The organism is Chitinophaga agri (genome assembly GCF_010093065.1).
Classification (GTDB): domain Bacteria; phylum Bacteroidota; class Bacteroidia; order Chitinophagales; family Chitinophagaceae; genus Chitinophaga; species Chitinophaga agri.
Genome location: NZ_CP048113.1, coordinates 1599946 through 1616547 on the forward strand (window position 1 = coordinate 1599946; position 16602 = coordinate 1616547).

13 protein-coding genes, 1 tRNA gene and 2 pseudogenes are annotated in these 16602 nt (G+C 43.7%); 6 read left to right on the top strand and 10 right to left on the bottom strand.

Going from position 1 to position 16602, the window contains the following annotated elements; translation table 11 throughout:
- Positions 1-195 precede the first annotated feature (195 nt).
- The gene (locus GWR21_RS05955; RefSeq protein WP_162330848.1) at positions 196-843 is read right to left on the bottom strand and encodes a hypothetical protein; all 648 of its coding nucleotides are present in this window, start codon (positions 841-843) and stop codon (positions 196-198) included.
- Positions 844-978: 135 nt separating this feature from the next.
- Between GWR21_RS05955 and GWR21_RS31855 the strand changes: the two are divergent.
- The 4 genes and pseudogenes from GWR21_RS31855 to GWR21_RS05975 form a co-directional block, all read left to right on the top strand.
- A pseudogene (locus tag GWR21_RS31855) lies at positions 979-1218 on the top strand (transposase domain-containing protein); the annotation flags it as partial.
- A gap of 73 nt (positions 1219-1291) precedes the next feature.
- Entirely contained in the window at positions 1292-1633 is a 342-nt protein-coding gene (locus GWR21_RS31465; RefSeq protein WP_262888492.1) for an IS66 family transposase, read from the top strand.
- Between the two features lie 68 nt (positions 1634-1701).
- Positions 1702-1848 (top strand): transposase domain-containing protein, encoded by a 147-nt coding sequence (locus tag GWR21_RS31860; protein WP_162330849.1) that lies wholly within the window; start codon positions 1702-1704, stop codon positions 1846-1848.
- 374 nt (positions 1849-2222) lie between these two features.
- Positions 2223-3044 carry a type II CAAX endopeptidase family protein gene (locus GWR21_RS05975; RefSeq protein ID WP_162330850.1) on the top strand — a complete coding sequence of 274 codons (822 nt, stop codon included), beginning with the start codon at positions 2223-2225 and terminating at the stop codon, positions 3042-3044.
- A gap of 941 nt (positions 3045-3985) precedes the next feature.
- Here the strand turns inward: GWR21_RS05975 and GWR21_RS31865 are convergent.
- From GWR21_RS31865 to GWR21_RS06000, 5 genes and pseudogenes are all read right to left on the bottom strand, one after another.
- Positions 3986-4198 (bottom strand): annotated as a pseudogene (locus GWR21_RS31865) (integrase core domain-containing protein); the annotation flags it as partial.
- Between the two features lie 289 nt (positions 4199-4487).
- A complete protein-coding gene (locus GWR21_RS05985) occupies positions 4488-7184 on the bottom strand; it encodes a DEAD/DEAH box helicase (protein WP_202929054.1) in 2697 nt (898 codons plus the stop codon).
- 305 nt (positions 7185-7489) lie between these two features.
- Positions 7490-7951 (bottom strand): DUF6036 family nucleotidyltransferase, encoded by a 462-nt coding sequence (locus GWR21_RS05990; RefSeq protein ID WP_162330852.1) that lies wholly within the window; start codon positions 7949-7951, stop codon positions 7490-7492.
- Positions 7951-8157 carry a hypothetical protein gene (locus GWR21_RS05995; RefSeq protein WP_162330853.1) on the bottom strand — a complete coding sequence of 69 codons (207 nt, stop codon included), beginning with the start codon at positions 8155-8157 and terminating at the stop codon, positions 7951-7953. The genes GWR21_RS05990 and GWR21_RS05995 overlap by 1 nt, the downstream gene beginning before the upstream one ends.
- Before the next feature lie 502 nt (positions 8158-8659).
- A tRNA-Leu gene (locus GWR21_RS06000) sits at positions 8660-8743 on the bottom strand.
- A gap of 136 nt (positions 8744-8879) precedes the next feature.
- Here GWR21_RS06000 and GWR21_RS06005 point away from each other — a divergent pair.
- Positions 8880-10424: a S41 family peptidase gene (locus GWR21_RS06005; protein WP_162330854.1), complete on the top strand. Its 1545-nt coding sequence runs from the start codon at positions 8880-8882 to the stop codon at positions 10422-10424.
- Positions 10425-10462: 38 nt separating this feature from the next.
- Here GWR21_RS06005 and GWR21_RS06010 read toward each other — a convergent pair whose 3' ends face one another.
- The 4 genes from GWR21_RS06010 to GWR21_RS06025 all read right to left on the bottom strand — a co-directional run bounded on the left by GWR21_RS06010 (position 10463) and on the right by GWR21_RS06025 (position 15618).
- Positions 10463-11968: a glycoside hydrolase family 43 protein gene (locus GWR21_RS06010; RefSeq protein ID WP_162330855.1), complete on the bottom strand. Its 1506-nt coding sequence runs from the start codon at positions 11966-11968 to the stop codon at positions 10463-10465.
- A 121-nt stretch (positions 11969-12089) separates the two neighbouring features.
- Complete coding sequence (locus tag GWR21_RS06015; RefSeq protein WP_238430222.1) at positions 12090-12797, bottom strand: protein-L-isoaspartate(D-aspartate) O-methyltransferase; 708 nt, start codon at positions 12795-12797, stop codon at positions 12090-12092.
- Positions 12798-12968: 171 nt separating this feature from the next.
- A complete protein-coding gene (locus GWR21_RS06020; protein ID WP_162330856.1) occupies positions 12969-13814 on the bottom strand; it encodes a class I SAM-dependent methyltransferase in 846 nt (281 codons plus the stop codon).
- Positions 13815-14019: 205 nt separating this feature from the next.
- Positions 14020-15618, bottom strand: a complete 1599-nt coding sequence (locus GWR21_RS06025) for a T9SS type B sorting domain-containing protein (RefSeq protein WP_162330857.1) — start codon at positions 15616-15618, stop codon at positions 14020-14022.
- A 179-nt stretch (positions 15619-15797) separates the two neighbouring features.
- Between GWR21_RS06025 and GWR21_RS06030 the strand changes: the two genes are divergently transcribed.
- Positions 15798-16457: an alpha/beta hydrolase family protein gene (locus GWR21_RS06030; protein ID WP_162330858.1), complete on the top strand. Its 660-nt coding sequence runs from the start codon at positions 15798-15800 to the stop codon at positions 16455-16457.
- The last annotated feature ends 145 nt before the right edge of the window (positions 16458-16602 follow it).

The window sequence follows — 16602 nt, forward strand, 5'->3', positions numbered from 1 at the left end:
ACTATTTCAAGCATGATGTTACGAATTTGGCCTGACAGTCGATCATCTAGCGACCCAGGCCATGTTTAAATTATAGGATGTCGAGTGCCTAGTAGCGGAGCATTTACAATCCGCCTATGCTTGATTTTCAGTAAATTACTTTCCGCTTTTAACTATGTTACAGGCAAAGTTAACTATTACAATGATGTAAAAGTCTTAACGTATACTGACAGCGCGTTCGATGGGAGTTTCCCTTAATGGTTTAACGCTCATCCAGCCTTTATCGTTATATTCACGTTCATATTCTCTTTGAAACCCTTTCATCTGCAGCGTTTCATTATCAATCCAGCGAATAATCTCTTCGTCATTGTCCAAAAGGTCAATTTCCTTTACTTCCGGCAATGGCAGTATCAAAGGATTTGTAAAGTCAAATATTCTCATAAAGTATGGCCCTCCCCAGATACACCCTTTTGTGGCTAATAGGTTTCCGTTAGGCGACAAATGAAAATCTGTCCAGATGTAACCGTCCGTTTTGGGAGAATAGCTTGCCATCTTTTTATTAGTCAGGTCGATGACGGTTTGTCCTCCAAACAGATCTTCTGCGCAGACCATGTATTCTGTGTTGTTTGTTTCCAGCCAAGAGTAAAGGATTCTGTCTTCGTTAACCAGGAAGTCAAATATTTTTCTATTGGTTGATTGCTGGTAAATCTGCGCTCTCGTTATGGCATACTTCTGATCGTACAACTCGTTTGCTTCTAATCTGAAATTCCCTGATGGAGAGATAAACGTTTCACCATCGACTTCCTTTATTCTTTGATCAAAAGTTTCTTTAAGACGAGCTCTTATTTCTTCAATATAATTCATACGGGATAATACTTCGGCTAAGTTAGTATAAATCCGTGTTTGCGCATGAGGAACATTTGTATGTGAACGAGTTGTTTGATACAATAACATTCCGGGAACCGAACCTTCATGTATGATTGAAAGCTACATCCAGATAATAACGCGGCTGAGAGATCTATGAGAGCGACCGTTATAGGCGGAAAGAATTACCTCTTTGCCGGGAGCCATGAATCAGCAAAGCGAATTGCAATGCTCTACAGCCTGATCGGAACCTGTAAACTACATAACATTAATCCCAGCCTTTGGCTAAAGGACGTTTTAATGGTCATTAACGACCATCCCGTCAACAGAATCAAAGAGCTCCTACCTCATATCTGGATCACGAAGCAAAAGTAACGCTCTCCAAAATCATTACATAGGTGCTGTCTACCGGATACTTACGAAACTTAAGTGCTGGAATACAAACCCGCTGAAATTTGCTCATGCAAGAAGGTACTTCTCTGACGCTATTTACAGCGACCGGGAAAGAGCAGAATATGTATTGGAACAGTTACAGCTCGTCTATCAGATTGAACGCGATAGCCGGGCGTTAAATCACGACAATGAAAAACGAGCAGCTTCAAGACAGAAGCACTCCTTACCTATACTGAAGAAATTAAGAAGCTGGATGGAAGACCAATACAAGCAGGTACTTCCACAAAGCCCGATAGGAAAAGCCCTTGCCTATAGTATAAAACGCTGGGATAAACTCTGTGCCTTCGTGTATGATGGAAAGCTACATCCAGATAATAACGCGGCTAGAGATCTATAAGAGCGACTGTTATAGGCCGAAAGAATTACCTCTTTGCCGGGAGCCATGAATCAGCAAAGCGAATTGCAATGCTCTACAGCCTGATCGGAACCTGTAAACTACATAACATTAATCCCAGCCTTTGGCTAAAGGACGTTTTAACGGTCATTAACGACCATCCTATCAACAGAATCAAAGAGCTCCTACCTCATATCTGGATCACGAAGCAAAAGTAACGCTCTCCAAAGTCATTAAATAGGTGCTGTCTACCGGATACTTACCCATAGCAATCTCAATGTTCTTAACCTTTCGTATAAAAAATATTTTATATGGATATGGCAATTGTGCACAGGATGTGGCACAAATTCAAATTTGGGTAAAAAGAATAAACACCAGTGCCTTACTGTATATAAATCCCCACCCGTAATGCAGTTAAAATTAAAAGGCCTTTGAAAAATTAGTAACCCTGACTTTCAAAAAAATTCCTTTCTTTTACAACATGATGTAAGTGTTCATGCACCATCCCGCAGAACGTAGCAAGCTCCCAAAAACCTGCAATCCCTTTTAACTGTGCCGAAGTTAAACGGGATAAAAGCACAACAGCAAAAGAATGAAACCATTGATCATTTATTTTTCCCTGGCATATCTCATTAGTTGGACTATCTGGTTCCCGCTATATAGTCCTGCTTTCGGTATTTTGGGTTTACCCGTACTTCCTTTTAATCACGGCATTGGCGGATCAGGTCCAATAATAGCGTCGTTTATTACCACCTATATCATTGAAAAGAAAAATGGTATCAAAAGGTTAAGTACACAACTATTTAGATTTAAACCCTTAACGTACCTCCTGGTAGCCTTGCTAAGCCCCTTTCTGCTGGCTATCATGGCGTCACTGATTGACTGTATTCTCCATAAAACTCCGTTTTGTTTATCAGGTTTATTCGTGGCCAGGGAGTTTCCGTCTTTCAGTTTCCCGCAATTCTTCCTTTACAACCTGTTTTTCTTCGGTTTTGGTGAAGAAGCAGGTTGGCGTGGTTTTGCCCTGCCTCAACTCCAAAGCAGGTTCAGTGCACTGACTGCAAGCCTTATTCTGACGGTATTCTGGGCTTTGTGGCACTTGCCGCTATTCCTGTATCGCCCCGGCTTCCTGGACATCGGCATTAGCGGCACTTTCGGCTGGTTGTTTAGTCTCCTTACGGGTAGTATTTTACTCACCTGGCTATACAATTCCTCCAAAGCAAGCATTTTGGTTTGTGCCGTCTTTCATAGCACAGTAGACATAGCTTTCCTGGCTGATTTTACAAATAAAAATATCATTAACTATATGGGAGTACTCATCACCATTTGGGGGATTGCAACCATTTTTATTTTCAAGCCTCGCCACCTCGCCCGTACGGAAAGAATCAAAAAAACGGCGGGCTATACCAGTTAACCAAATTGGTTAATTTATTAAATATGGTTTAAATTATACAAAAACATTAAATATTTATTCCAGCTCTTCCTTTAAAACGCAGGCCCCCTGGAGGGAACAACGAAAGTTCGCCTCCTTAACTTAGAAGATTTCCGCAACAGGATAGCAACTTCCATCAGGCAACCGGTATTAATGACCCATTCTGATGATAATGCCCTGTCTGTAAATGTCAACCGCTTTTTAAAGACACCGCACAGACTCATAAAATGCTATATTGGACAATAGGAACACCATTGGACTTTTACGATAGCCCTTTAAATGTATCAGAATCGGTTGGTTTTATCCCTGTCTTTTTTTTGACCCAAAAAACGCTGCAATAATTAGAGCTTATTTCATAAATAGGCTGTAAGCCTTCTTAATATAATATAAGCGAAAGCAAGATGAACAAAAGCCTGAAACCGTTCACGCATCTATCATATCATGTTATTACACGCTTGAAAGCATTCTGCCAGGCAAAGAAACGTTCAGTTTTCCATCTTCGCTAAGTTGACGTCCATCCTGAGTCGAAGGTTTAATTCTATTATTTTTATGAGGAGCAATCAATTCAACAACTTTCAACGCGAGCCTTTGATCGAGCGGATCACTGTCATTAGGCAAGATCCCCGATAAGTCTTCCGGGTCGTCCCACCGTGTAAGTTTGATCGATGGTAGCTTCGACAAGGGTGACTTCATGAGGGCTAGCAGAAGACGTGTGCACGGAGAGTGGAAGACTATTAGCGTCAGTAATAACCATGAGCTTCGCACCCTTGCCCTTAGGTACTCCCCATTTGTTAGACAGCAATAGGTGGGTTATTAATTAAAGAATCAAATCTATTACTACTATTATAAACTTTCTCTTTTTTTGCTACTTTTTTTCTCTTTGTGAATTGCTGTGAATATGTGGATAACTTATCAATAGCGCCATAAACATCAGCAGGAGTAACATATCCCAGACCTTGATGTTTTCGTTCCCAATTATAGAATTCCACATACCTGTGAATACCTTTGTATAATTCCAGTGTGCTGTCGTAAGCATTGAGATAGATGTTCTTATATTTGATGCTACGCCAAAATCGCTCGATGCAAATATTATCTGTGGCTCTCCCAACACCATCCATACTGATTTTGATCTCGGCCTTTAATACCGCAGAGGTAAAAGGGAAAACATGTACTCCTCCTTATTGACTTGTGATTTCTTAGTTCTCATTGTGATCTATTATTGATCATGAAAGTTAGAGAACTTAGGCGTTTTCTTTTTCTAACTGCCCGGAGGCATACTTTACTATAATCATTGCAGATAGCTGTAAATCCTGAAGGTACGATGATAAGATGATGTTCTTCAGGGAATTTCGGGTGCGGAATTGCTAGAGAAGTACCACAAATTTTGTGTGTCATTCTGTGTGTCAATTATGTGTCAATTATGTGTCAATAATAGTGGTAGAACCTATGAATTATTGACAAGCATAAATTTAAAATGGCCAGGTAGCGGAGTTGTTGATGATGCTTAAATTTGGTATTCTTCAATATATCTGTAATCAACTCTTCTCCGGATTGATAAAGCGGTTGTCCGGCTTGTAGCTGGGTTATATCCAATATATTTCGTTCATGTGAAGATGATTTATTGAGGATTGCTTTTGTAACAAATCTGAATCGTACACCATCAATGATTTCTTTATTGATTCTCTTTACATCGACGGAGTCCGCTGATTGAGATACTAGCGTTCCGTTTTCCAGTTCCGCATATATAGAAACAGTTATATTTCGGGTCTTCAGTACTTTAACAAAATAGGGCTTCAGCACTTCAAACTCTGGTCTGATATCGTCATGCGCTATTTCAAATTCAAGTTTTTCGTTAGGGTCCTTATAGATATACGTAAAACCTATTGCGCCGTATTTGAATTCAAGGGATTCCAGAGGTACTTTAATTTCTTTTTCTATGGTAAGTGTGTCACTTGTGATTACTGGAGCAATTTCGTCGACCGGATCATCAAACAATGATCTCTGACGAAATAGCTTTCTGTAATAGGTATTTCGTTTTAAGAACAGCTTGTTCAAATAATCAATCCTGATATCGCGGTAATCATAGATTACAGGTGTTATTTCTGATCGTTGCACCCGACCAATATATTGAATGAGTTTTCCTTCAAATGAGAATGGATAAACAAGAAAAAGGCAGGTGGCGTTATCCAAATCTGTTCCTTCTCCAAAAAACTGGCCTGTGGTAATCAATACCTGATAATTCCCAGATTTTAATAGCATCCATTTAGAATCACGGCTGGTAGCACTATCATCTCCACTTAAGGTAATAACTTCATAGGATTGTTTCAGATATTGATGTAATGAATCGATCTGTTCTTTACGTTCGGTTAGCACAACGACACGCTTTCTGTTATTCAGTTCTTTGATTATGTCTTTAAGAATCAAATTGTTTCTTGTCGAATCATGTACAATGATTTTGGACAAGGTTTCAAACCTGTCAACTTTTGGGTTAAACGGCACATCCAGAGCTGTCTCTCGTATAATTATTGTTGGTTGAGTAGAGCTATTTATCTGTTGGTTGTTTATTTCTGCAATAACTTCACCTAAATGGATGAAGATGAGTTTACCATCACTGTATTTACGGAAAGGAGTTGCAGTAAGCCCGTACTGGTAATAACTATTGAACTGCTGAATGGTACTGTGGTACGTTTCGGCTGGTATATGGTGACATTCATCAATTAATATAGTTCCGAATGAACTGGTAAGATCGTTAATAGATTGATTGGTTATGGCTTTAGCCAGACTTTGAATTGTTGCCAGTGTTACCAACTTTCCTGGTTTATGTTTTCCTTGGCCTATTTTTCCTATCTCGTGGTCGGGAATTCCAAGAAAGGTCGTAATGCGTTCTGCCCATTGTTCCATTAGTTGCTTTCTATGCACTACGATAAGTGCCGGCTGCTGTTTATTGGCAATTATTTTTAATCCGATTAAAGTTTTGCCAGAGCCAGGAGGAGCTACTATTACCCCTAAATGTTTATTTTCTGTAGCGGAAACACCATTTTGCTGATAATCTCGCAACGTTGCTTCAAAGCGGTAAAGCTGCGGAGACCATTTCTTACGTCTATCTTCCAATTTGTATGTAATATTATTGCCTTTGCAAAACTCAAGGAGCTTTCTGGTAAAGCCACGGGGGATGATAATGTGATCATTTGTTTCTTCAATGAATCTGAAATAGCGCTTGCTTCCGTATGTGCTTTTACCTGTCTTCTGCCGGATGAAGAATTCTGTGTTGGCAAAATTCAATTCCTCTCTCAGATAATTAATTAGAATGATGGGGAGGCTGTTTCGGTCTATAGTGATAACGTTATTTAGTGTGATAGTTAGGCCCTGACTAGGTATTGTATTTATTGACAATGTAGTAGCGCTTATATCGGCATGTAGGTTATCAAGTATTGCTACCTGTGCCTTATGTATCGTTTCAAGAAATTGCCATTGGTCCGGGTATGGTTCCATGGTTTCGGGTATAATGAAGCAACTATTTCCACTATCCATAGCCGGTTTATGAAAAGGTAGTGCTATGAGGTTACCCAATGCTTTTCCGGAAAGCATATCCTGATTTGGAAATAGTCTGTCAAAACTAGAATTTTTATCAAATGTTGAAATGATACGAGCTTCTGTTAGCAGTGATAACATTATTTTCCGACTCTTTATAGCAGGATAGGGCTGTTCAAAGAAAATCCAGACATGTGCACCATTACCAGAACGGGAGCGTTCCAGATAAGCAGGAATTCCTTTTTCACGGCAAAAGGAAAGAAATTTGCGGCTATCATCTATCCATTTTTCTTCGTCAAAATCTGCTACTATGAACCAGGATGTATTGTCTGTTAAAAGTGGATATATGCCTATAAGGTGATTTCCGTTTAAATGTTGGTATATCTGTGCTTCTGTTAAAGGTTGATGGGTCTTTTCGGGGAAATTACTAAGTGTACCTCCTTTCATTTTGTGCACCTTATAACGGTAAGGATCAAAATGATAAGCCGGTATGTAACCAGATTTGCCACTGTTTTCCCAGCGCAAGGCGAAAACATCTTGCCTACCTTTAAAGAGTGAGCTAAATAGGCTTATTTTAGAATCGGGAATCACATTAGATTAGTTGATAGTTTAAAACTGTAGAACGGCGGAAGATGAGAATTTCTAAGCTTGTATAGTGAACTACGCGCTTATTATTGACCCATAAAATTATTGTTTAAAATATGGGTTGCAATGTTTGAGCAGGATAGAATGCAAACAAAGGATGGTTTTGAAAAGTTATTGATTTACAAAGGAAGCGAAATTGCCATAGAAGCCCCCTTTGTTCAAGTAGGTATTGCTTTTATAGCACTTCATATCGGAATACTTGGGAACCGAATGGTTTTGATTATAGTAAAATACAGGAAATTTAATACGACCTATTCGCCACCTGTCAATTTCTCTATATCGTCCAAATCTTTATGCCTGCCAGCTGCCTTCTTGGCTTCTATTAGATTATTTAAATGTATAAATCTGATTTCTAAACCTTCCTCATTAAAAATCTGAGCTTGGGAAAAAGCGTCGTCAAATTCTACACCTTTTAATTTCGTTATTATATCTATACTTACAGGGGGACGGCCATAAGAAAAAACATCAGCAACATCCACATCAAGAAATTTTGATTCAGTCATATCAAATAGAGGAAGACCAAATTCTGAAAAGGCCTTGGAAAGCTTTGAATAATTTTCTTTTGTTCTATTCACCCAAATATCCATATCACCCGTAACTCTTCTATAGCCATGTAGTATGACAGCATAACCGCCCACTAAAATATATTCGACATTTTGATGATTCATAGCTTGAATAAAATCCCTGAAATCATCGTTGAAGATGGTGCCCATTAATTATTAAGTTTCCTGCTAGAATGATAACTTCTATCCAATTTCGGCTGGTCAGCCATAGAAAACCCATATGCCTGAGAAATCAGATAATATGCCTGGCGTAAACGCTCTGGATAAGAAATGTTTTTATTGTAGACATTTGCAGCATCTGCTTCTTTAAAGCTCATCATTCTGAATGCGGATCTGTCGAATTTATAATCAGCCATATATAAATTTAAGTAATAAATGTACGAATTATGGAGGAAGATGTCAAGCTATAGGGACGTATAGTAAAATTCGTATATGTTTAATGGATTAGCTGGATATAAATTGAAGTGAAGGGTTCTTACTCCAGGTTTTACAATAAAGGTGCTAACCAATCCTAAGATCCTAATGTCAGGTAGTAGAGTTCTGAGTTGTCACCTATAATATTCCGATTCATTTAATCGATAGCTTAAGTGAATCGCCCTGTTATGAGGTGGCGTAACAATAAGAACTTAACACGATGGAGTTTATAAAATACTCCCGTATTGTGCTCAGAATTTACTGATCAATTATGCCACGCTAAGTAAGATTAGTTTGAGAGACCAATGCGAAGCGGTGATATAACATTGGCAATAAAAACTTAGATGGAATCGAACTTTTTGGGATTCAATATCAACTGTTTATAAAGTAGGCCGTATATGCAAAAACGACAAACCCGCTCTACGAGCGGGTTTGTCGTTTTTGTGCCCAGAACTGGATTCGAACCAGCACACCCTTGCGAGCGCTGCGACCTGAACACAGTGCGTCTACCAATTTCGCCATCTGGGCATCCTTGTTTCCGTGTCAGGGACGCAAATGTATAAACTTCCCCGATATAAAAAAAATATATCTAATCTTTTTACCAGAAACCGCTCTCCAAATAACCTGATTCTTTTCGTAGATTACACAATAACCCCAAAATCCCATGAAAAAAGTACTGTTCTTCCTGTTATGGCTCCAACAGAGCTGGGCACAGTCCACCACTCCTGCCGCATCCGGCAACGCCGACAGCCTTTCCGTCTACAACAGACAACTATCTCCCGCCGAAATGAAGCAGGACCTTCAACTGTTCCTCAATATCCGGAAAAAGGCTAATTCAGGCCTTTATCGCTATCGCACCACAAAAAAGATCGATAGCATCTACAAATGGGCATTCAGAGAAGTACGACAGCCAATGCCTACCCTCGAATTTTTTAAGATCATCCTGCAGCTGACTGATTTCGAAGGCAGCTGCCATAACTATACAGAGCCACACGCTGACCTGGTCAGTTATCTCAACCGGCAACGCGCCTTCTTCCCGTTCGCGCTTAAATACATCGAGGGGAACATGATCTTTAACAGTAAAAATGCGGCGATCCCTGTTGGCTCGAAGATAGTAAGCATCAACGGTATTACCGATAAACAGCTGATGCAGTCTTTCTATAAATACCTGACTGCCGACGGACTGACAATCACAGAAAAGCAATCTGGTAGCGTCAACAGTAGCTACGGCCTGCGATACCTGTATGAATACGGATTAAAGGACAGCTTCACCATTCAGTATATCTCTCCCGGTGGCATACAGGAACAAACGCTGACAGTACCGGCTATTTCACTGGAAGAACGTAAAGCGAATCTCCTCGTCCGTCACAGCGCTCCGGTAGATAGCATCACAGACTATAACGTCCAGCCGAAATACAGTTTCAGGATGATCAATCCGGAAACCGGGCTGTTGAACATCCGGATATTCTCTATGGCGTACGATGCAACAGATCCTGCGTTTCCCATATATGCCAGGTTCCTGGACAGTGTATTCCGTACGTTAGATAGTGGTCACGTCCCGCACCTGGTCATCGATGTGCGTGGGAACCCCGGCGGTAGCGATCCTACCTTTGAAGAGCCAATGATGTATCTCACCGATTCGAGCTTTAAAGAGAACGTACTGGCCTATACCATTTTTGATAACGGTATTCCATATGAAGATCATTTCTGGGGTATCTCTACTGCTGTGAAAATGGACGCTGCCAGTAAGGTAGAAGGGAAACAAATGCTGAAGGATTACTTCCCCGCATTACGTGGTGACAAAAACATACAGAATAGTAAATACAATCCTGTATACCATCCCAAAAGCCCGGGATTTAAGGGAAAGCTCTACCTGCTCATAGACGAACATGTCGCTTCTGCGGGGTCCCATTTCGCCTCTCTTGTAAAAGCCTATGCCCGCAATGTCACGATCGTCGGCGTAGAAACGGTAGGTGGATACTATTGCCACAACGGACATATGCCACTGATATACGAACTTCCCCATTCAAAGATCAAAACCAAATTTTCCATTGTGCATGTCATACAGGATGCCCCTGTAAAAGCCGACCAACCTGAAGGCAGAGGGATTATCCCCCATCATACAGTATGGCCGGCCTTTAATGACTTTATGCAAAACAAGGACACACAGATGGAATATGTGCTGCGGCTAATAGCGGAAGATGCATGATAGATAAAAAGACGGCTCCATAAAAGCAATGGATGACACTACTTATTCTGCAATCTGAAAAAAGAAAACTGAGCGTTCTCCTTCACACTTCCTTTGCAATGCAGCCCCGGGCGTGGACTCCTGTCCCATTGTGGCAGAAACCCGGCATCCGGTATTGATGACAGCCGGGTCCATCCGCCCTTGCCTGTCTGATAAAAAAAGTCAAATCCTTTGTCGCCCGCCATTTCAATTTTCAATCCCACTGCGGATGAAGAGACTGGCGCGGCTTTTACGGTCACCCGCTGCTGATGCGTTACCTTCCATACTTTCACACTATCGCCTTCAACGCCCACCCCGATCGCAGCACCTGCATCTCCATATACCACCAGCCCTTTAAGTGCCTTATTCCTGTTCACTACCGTGGTTGTAACATCGAAGTGATCAGAGGTTGGTCTTACTGTTAATACAACTCCTGTCAGATTATCGGCTGTCTGCTCTCCTGAAAGTTTTAATACGCCCTTTGTCAACTGCACAGCAGGTGTCGCATGACGAAAATCCCACTGCCAGTATGGTGCTAACTGCGCACCATTAAACTCATCATACACATCCGATCTTACAGGTGCAGGATTGGGTACGGTTGTCAATGTAGGCCAGCCTCCTGCCCCGTCCCATTTCAGTGCGGCTAACATCCCCTCACGACCTGTGAAAACACTGCTCTTTTTGTTATAGGCATGATGCAGATAATAAAGGTCTCCCTTCTCATCTGAAGTGAACGTACCATGCCCCATGCACTTCCAGTTGTCATTCTCAAAGAGAATGGGATTGCCGGAGAATAGCTGATATGGCCCCGTGATGTGCTCCGAACGGGCTACATGTACGGCATAGCTACATCCCCCGCCGCAACAGTTCCCTACTGAATAAAACAGATAATAATACTGATCCTTCTTCAGGATGCTCTGTCCCTCCATGCCAATACGGGCACTATCCTGCAGCAGGGAAAACAACTCTCCCTCCAGTTTAAGACCGTCAGCAGATAACCGGCTGCCTAACAGTTCAATAGGTCTGTCATCCAGTCCGTAGGCCTTAAAAGTGATGTAAAGCTGTCCGCCGTCATTGTAGATAAACGGATCGATCGCTTCTTTCCCATGTGCTATGATCACACCATGATCGGTGAATCCATGGTCGGGATACCGGGAGGTCGCTACGCCAATATAAGAGCGGTTATCCGACTTCCGCCTGGCGGTATAATAAACATAATAGGTATCTCCGATCTTATAATACTCCGGCGCCCAGAACGATCCTACCGTCCACTCCGGCGCCTTGTCAAACACATATCCCACCTGGCCCCAGTGCTTCAGGTCCGCGGATTTATAAACAGGATAATATGGCGCCCATTCTGAGGACGTACCAGTTGCATAATACACACTATCTACTTTTATGATCGACGGATCTGCCAGATCACCTGCGATAACGCGGTCGCCATTAGTTTGCGCATGAAGGTTTGTAAATTGCAACAGGCCAAAAACAAAGAAGGTGGAAATTAAATACTTTTTAGTCCGACGCATGTAGAATTGATTGTAAATATGAGCTTTATGGATACTATCGTTCTCCTGAGTATGGAATCAGCTCAAAATATAACTTCTACCTGTCAATTCATAATTTCTGCGCGTTCGTGTATGCAGGCGCTCAGGCCTTCCCTTTCAGCATGGGTACGAAAGAAAAATAATCGAAAGACGCTGTGTTCAACTGGCCATCATCTTCTTTGGTAATGCGCACCATCTGCTGCGTTCCCTGTTTTCCTACCGGGGCCACCAGCAGTCCGCCGACACGCAGTTGTCCGATCAGTGATGCCGGCACTTCTTCCGGCGCTGCGGTGATCAATATCTTATCGAATGGCGCTTCTTCCGGCCACCCCAGAAATCCATCTCCATAGCGATAATGAATGCCCTGAAACTGTTGCAGAAAACGGGATCGCTGATTGCGGTCATATAATTTTTTCTGCCGCTCTATTGTATATACCCTGGCGCCCGTCACCGCCAGGATCGCTGCCTGATAGGCGCTGCCTGTCCCCACTTCCAGTATCTTATCACCTGGCTGCACTGATAATAACTGCGTCTGATAAGCCACTGTATAAGGCTGCGAAATTGTCTGTCCCTCTCCTATCGGAAGTGCCTTGTCCTCATAAGCCCGGCCCCGTATCTCAGCGGGCATGAACAAGTGCCGGGGCAGTTGGCGGATGGCTTCGATCACGCGCGCATCCTTTATCCCCTGACTGGCTACTTCATCTGCCAGTTTAGCGCGCAACGCCATGTGCTTCGGCGTATCTGCATACTGCTGTGTATGTTTCCCCTGACGATGCTGGCTGTCTTCCATGGTCATTCCTGTTGTGTTCATGCGTCACCCGCATCAACTGTTCTACAAACATCCCTCAATTCGTTTGCCATTTATTCCTGTTGTGCGGACGCATTGAAAAGTATGTTCCTACAGCAGGTCATCTCTCCCGGGATGCACAGCGGAAGCACAAAAAGATAAGGGCCGGAGATCATCTCCGGCCCTCATCCTTTATCAGCGTTTCACCGTCACCCGTAAATAAGTGGCGGGAATAGTCGTCTTTTCCGGGTCTTTACTGGTATTCTCCCGCATAAATAATGCCTCCAGCTCCTGTTGCAGATCAGCCGCCTTTCCATCCTTTGCTGCAGCGTCAAATGCATTCATCGTAGGACCATAATACTGCCTGAATCGCTCCACAAATGATGCCGGTGGGAACGGTGCATTGAAAGTGTACGTATCCCTTTCAAAAGAAATATCCCCGGGCGGAATGCCCGCTTTTCCAAACCGCTCGGTCACATGACTCTCCACGCCCCATAGCATCGGACTCACAAACCCTTCCGGCGGCGGCGGGGTATAGGCAGAACTGATCTTTAAGATCTGTGCCACCAGCGTAGGATCACCTGGTATCCAGTTGCCCATCACAATGCGTCCGCCGGGTCTTGTCACCCTTACCAGCTCACCCGCCACATCAAATGGTTTAGGTGCGAACATCGCTCCGAACATACTTACCACCATGTCAAAACTTGCATCTGCAATACCTTCAAGATTTGTGGCATCTCCCTCCCTGATGGAAATATTGGTCAGTCCTTCTTCCTGTATCCGTTTATTGCCTGCTTCCACCAGGTTCCTGGCTATGTCCACTCCCAGTACTTTAGCGCCCAGTCTGGCCGCCGGAATAGCGGTCGTACCATCCCCGCAACCCACGTCCAGCACATCAATTCCAGGTATAATACCTAGCTTGTCCACCAGGGCTGTTCCGCTTTCCCGCATCGTTACTGCAAGACGGGTAAAATCACCTTTTTCCCATAACGCTTTGTTAGGATTCGCAGTAGCTGACTGCGTTGTTGCTGGTTCACTCATGAGTATCGTTTTTGAGGTTAATAAAAGCTGGTCTTCAGAGTGGTAGTAAACAAAACGGAGATAAAATGGAGTAAGAGTTAGTGAAGATACAAAGTTTAATAGTATACACTGTTACTCCCGGCGTTAAAATTCCGGGTAGTAACCATTCCTGGCATATTCAATCGGGTGATAAATATCTTTATCCGGTAAGTGTCCGTGGCCGCGCTTACAGGATCAGCATAATCGTTCCCTGCTGCTGCATCAGCTGACCTTTACTATCCGTATAGGTCATCGTCCACACATAACTTCCTGCCGGCAGCGGCGCTTCCTTATAACGGCCGTTCCATGAGGCGCCCGCATCACGTGTTTCATACACCAGCTGGCCCCAGCGACCATAGACGGCCAACCGGTAGTCGGTAATAGCATCCTGTAATTTTATGCGGAACACGTCATTCTGACCATCGCCATTCGGACTAAATGCCGTGGGTACAAATACCGCACAGGCACGCGACTCCTTCGTGATCACGGCTTCTCCACTCACCATACACGCATGCGCATCTGTTACGGTATACTGATAGGTGCCTGCTTCCAGTAGCCTTATAACACTGTCCGGCTGCGGGATACCCGACTGTACGCCATACCTGTAAGGTGGTGTACCTCCTGATGCTGCCAGTATGATCTGCCCGTCGGAGGCACTGTTACAGGTCACCGCTCTTGTCTGCACCTGCTCCAGTGTCAATAGTGAAGGTTCCGTAATATCTGCGCGCACAGTCGTGGTACATAGCTGATCCTTCACCACTATATGATAATTCCCTGGTACCATGTTGTTAAAGGTACCTGACGCTACTTCCGGCGCTCCCTCCAGCTGATAGGTATAAGGCGGTTGCCCTCCTACGGCTGTGATCACGATCGCTCCATCTCCCTTCCCACTGCAACTCACATCTGTGACGGCCTTCGTTGCAGTCAGGTCATACGCGGCCACTTCTACATCTTTTTTGACCACAGCACCCGAGGCGCCTCTCACGGTAAGGTGATAAATGCCTGGCGCCAGTCCCTTCACTTCTGCTGTCGTATAATTACCCGGCATCCATAAATAGGTATACGTATCCACCGCATCCGGTATCACCACACGCACAAATCCCTCCTTCCCTTCCGGACAGGATTTCCCCGTCGTGATCTCCATTTTTAGGGTCTCTGTTATCGGAGACAGATTATCAATATCAGTCACGACATTCGCCGTATCCCCGTCCACAGATACAGCGGTGATGCGGAAGTAATCAATATCCGCCGGCGGCGTAAATACTGCCGTATATCGTTTCCACTCATTATGGTAAAATCTGCCCGAAGCATACAACCTCACCTCCGGACCTCCCTTTGCCGCGCTACCCATAATGACCATAGATCCATAGAAAGGACGGTGCAGATTCGGATACGGATCGTATGTAGATGTCTTCAGATCAAAGGATACTTCATACGTTCTCCCTGCATAAAGCGTTTCATCTAACTGCTGACCAATAGCATGTGACCAGAATTCAAGCTTTCCCGGCGGAGTAGCATATGAATTACGTGTATATAAGCTGAACAGTTCTATGAAATACCGCCCTTCCGAAGCCGGCTTTGATGAGTCAAAGGTAAAATCCGGCCCTACTACCGGATAAGGTGCATCACTATCCCATTGCGCTGCTTTGATCGATGATCCGGGGGTTTCAGGATCCAGGGAAGGGTTTTTAAGATTTACAACCTGTTGCGCATCCGCTGCCGTGCATATAAGTGAAAATATCAGCTGAAGAAGAAATATATAGTTAAAGCGTTTATTACCAGACATTGTATCGGCTGTTATAGGGCGATAGTGTAAAATAACGGTCGAATATAGATAATTTATATTACTATGATGGTTGCAGGGCTGGCAGATGGGTAAAATGGATGATATATGGTCGCCATCCGTCCCTATGACCAGAAATGCCCCTGCATGTTTATCTTTGGCAGCTAAATAACGAATGAACGATGGCTATCAAATCTCAGTCACTCACCTTGTCTCTCCCGGCAGGCGATGTATCTGCTATATGTATGACGCCCGAAAAGCCTGTCTGTATGATGACCCTGGCCCATGGCGCGGGTGCTGATATGGAACATTCCTTTATGGTAACGCTGGCGACCGCACTGGCGGAAGCTGGCATTGGCACCTTACGCTTTAATTTCCCCTTCACTGAACAAAAAAAGAAAAGACCGGACTCCCCTGCTGTTGCACAGCTGACAATAGCTACTGCTATTGATAAAGCACTGGAACTCTTTCCTTCGCTGCCCCTGTTCGTAGCGGGTAAATCGTTTGGCGGACGCATGTCCTCACAATACCTGTCCACCCACCATCGCAAGGACATAATGGGGATGATTTTCTATGGTTTTCCGCTCCACCCTGCCGGCAAGCCCTCGACTGACCGGGCAGATCATTTAAAAGAAGTCAGGTCTCCCATGCTGTTCCTGCAGGGCACTAAAGACACGCTGGCAACCTGGGACCTGATCGAAACTGTCTGCAGCTCTCTGAAAAAAGCGACCCTGGTAAAACTGGAAGGAGCTGACCACTCATTTAAAGCAGGCAAGAAAAACGACGTAATGCCGTTATTGGTAAAGGCGACGAAAGAGTGGACCGTAAAGATCATAAAATGACGCATGTGCGACTGAGATCACAGCAGTATGCTAGCAGGTGGCTGACCAACTGACAGGAAAACAATGTATACCGAGAAAGTAAGGCACAAAAAATGCTGGGTATTATGCTGTACCCAAGCGTACTGATAACCCTTTTTCTATCATA

Coding starts and splice junctions, on each gene's coding strand:
- GWR21_RS05955 (WP_162330848.1), bottom strand. CDS start 843: ATGAATTATATTGAAGAAATAAGAGCTCGTCTTAAAGAAACTTTTGAT.
- GWR21_RS31860 (WP_162330849.1), top strand. CDS start 1,702: ATGCTCTACAGCCTGATCGGAACCTGTAAACTACATAACATTAATCCC.
- GWR21_RS05975 (WP_162330850.1), top strand. CDS start 2,223: ATGAAACCATTGATCATTTATTTTTCCCTGGCATATCTCATTAGTTGG.
- GWR21_RS05990 (WP_162330852.1), bottom strand. CDS start 7,951: ATGGGCACCATCTTCAACGATGATTTCAGGGATTTTATTCAAGCTATG.
- GWR21_RS05995 (WP_162330853.1), bottom strand. CDS start 8,157: ATGGCTGATTATAAATTCGACAGATCCGCATTCAGAATGATGAGCTTT.
- GWR21_RS06005 (WP_162330854.1), top strand. CDS start 8,880: ATGAAAAAAGTACTGTTCTTCCTGTTATGGCTCCAACAGAGCTGGGCA.
- GWR21_RS06010 (WP_162330855.1), bottom strand. CDS start 11,968: ATGCGTCGGACTAAAAAGTATTTAATTTCCACCTTCTTTGTTTTTGGC.
- GWR21_RS06015 (WP_238430222.1), bottom strand. CDS start 12,797: ATGAACACAACAGGAATGACCATGGAAGACAGCCAGCATCGTCAGGGG.
- GWR21_RS06020 (WP_162330856.1), bottom strand. CDS start 13,814: ATGAGTGAACCAGCAACAACGCAGTCAGCTACTGCGAATCCTAACAAA.
- GWR21_RS06025 (WP_162330857.1), bottom strand. CDS start 15,618: ATGTCTGGTAATAAACGCTTTAACTATATATTTCTTCTTCAGCTGATA.
- GWR21_RS06030 (WP_162330858.1), top strand. CDS start 15,798: ATGGCTATCAAATCTCAGTCACTCACCTTGTCTCTCCCGGCAGGCGAT.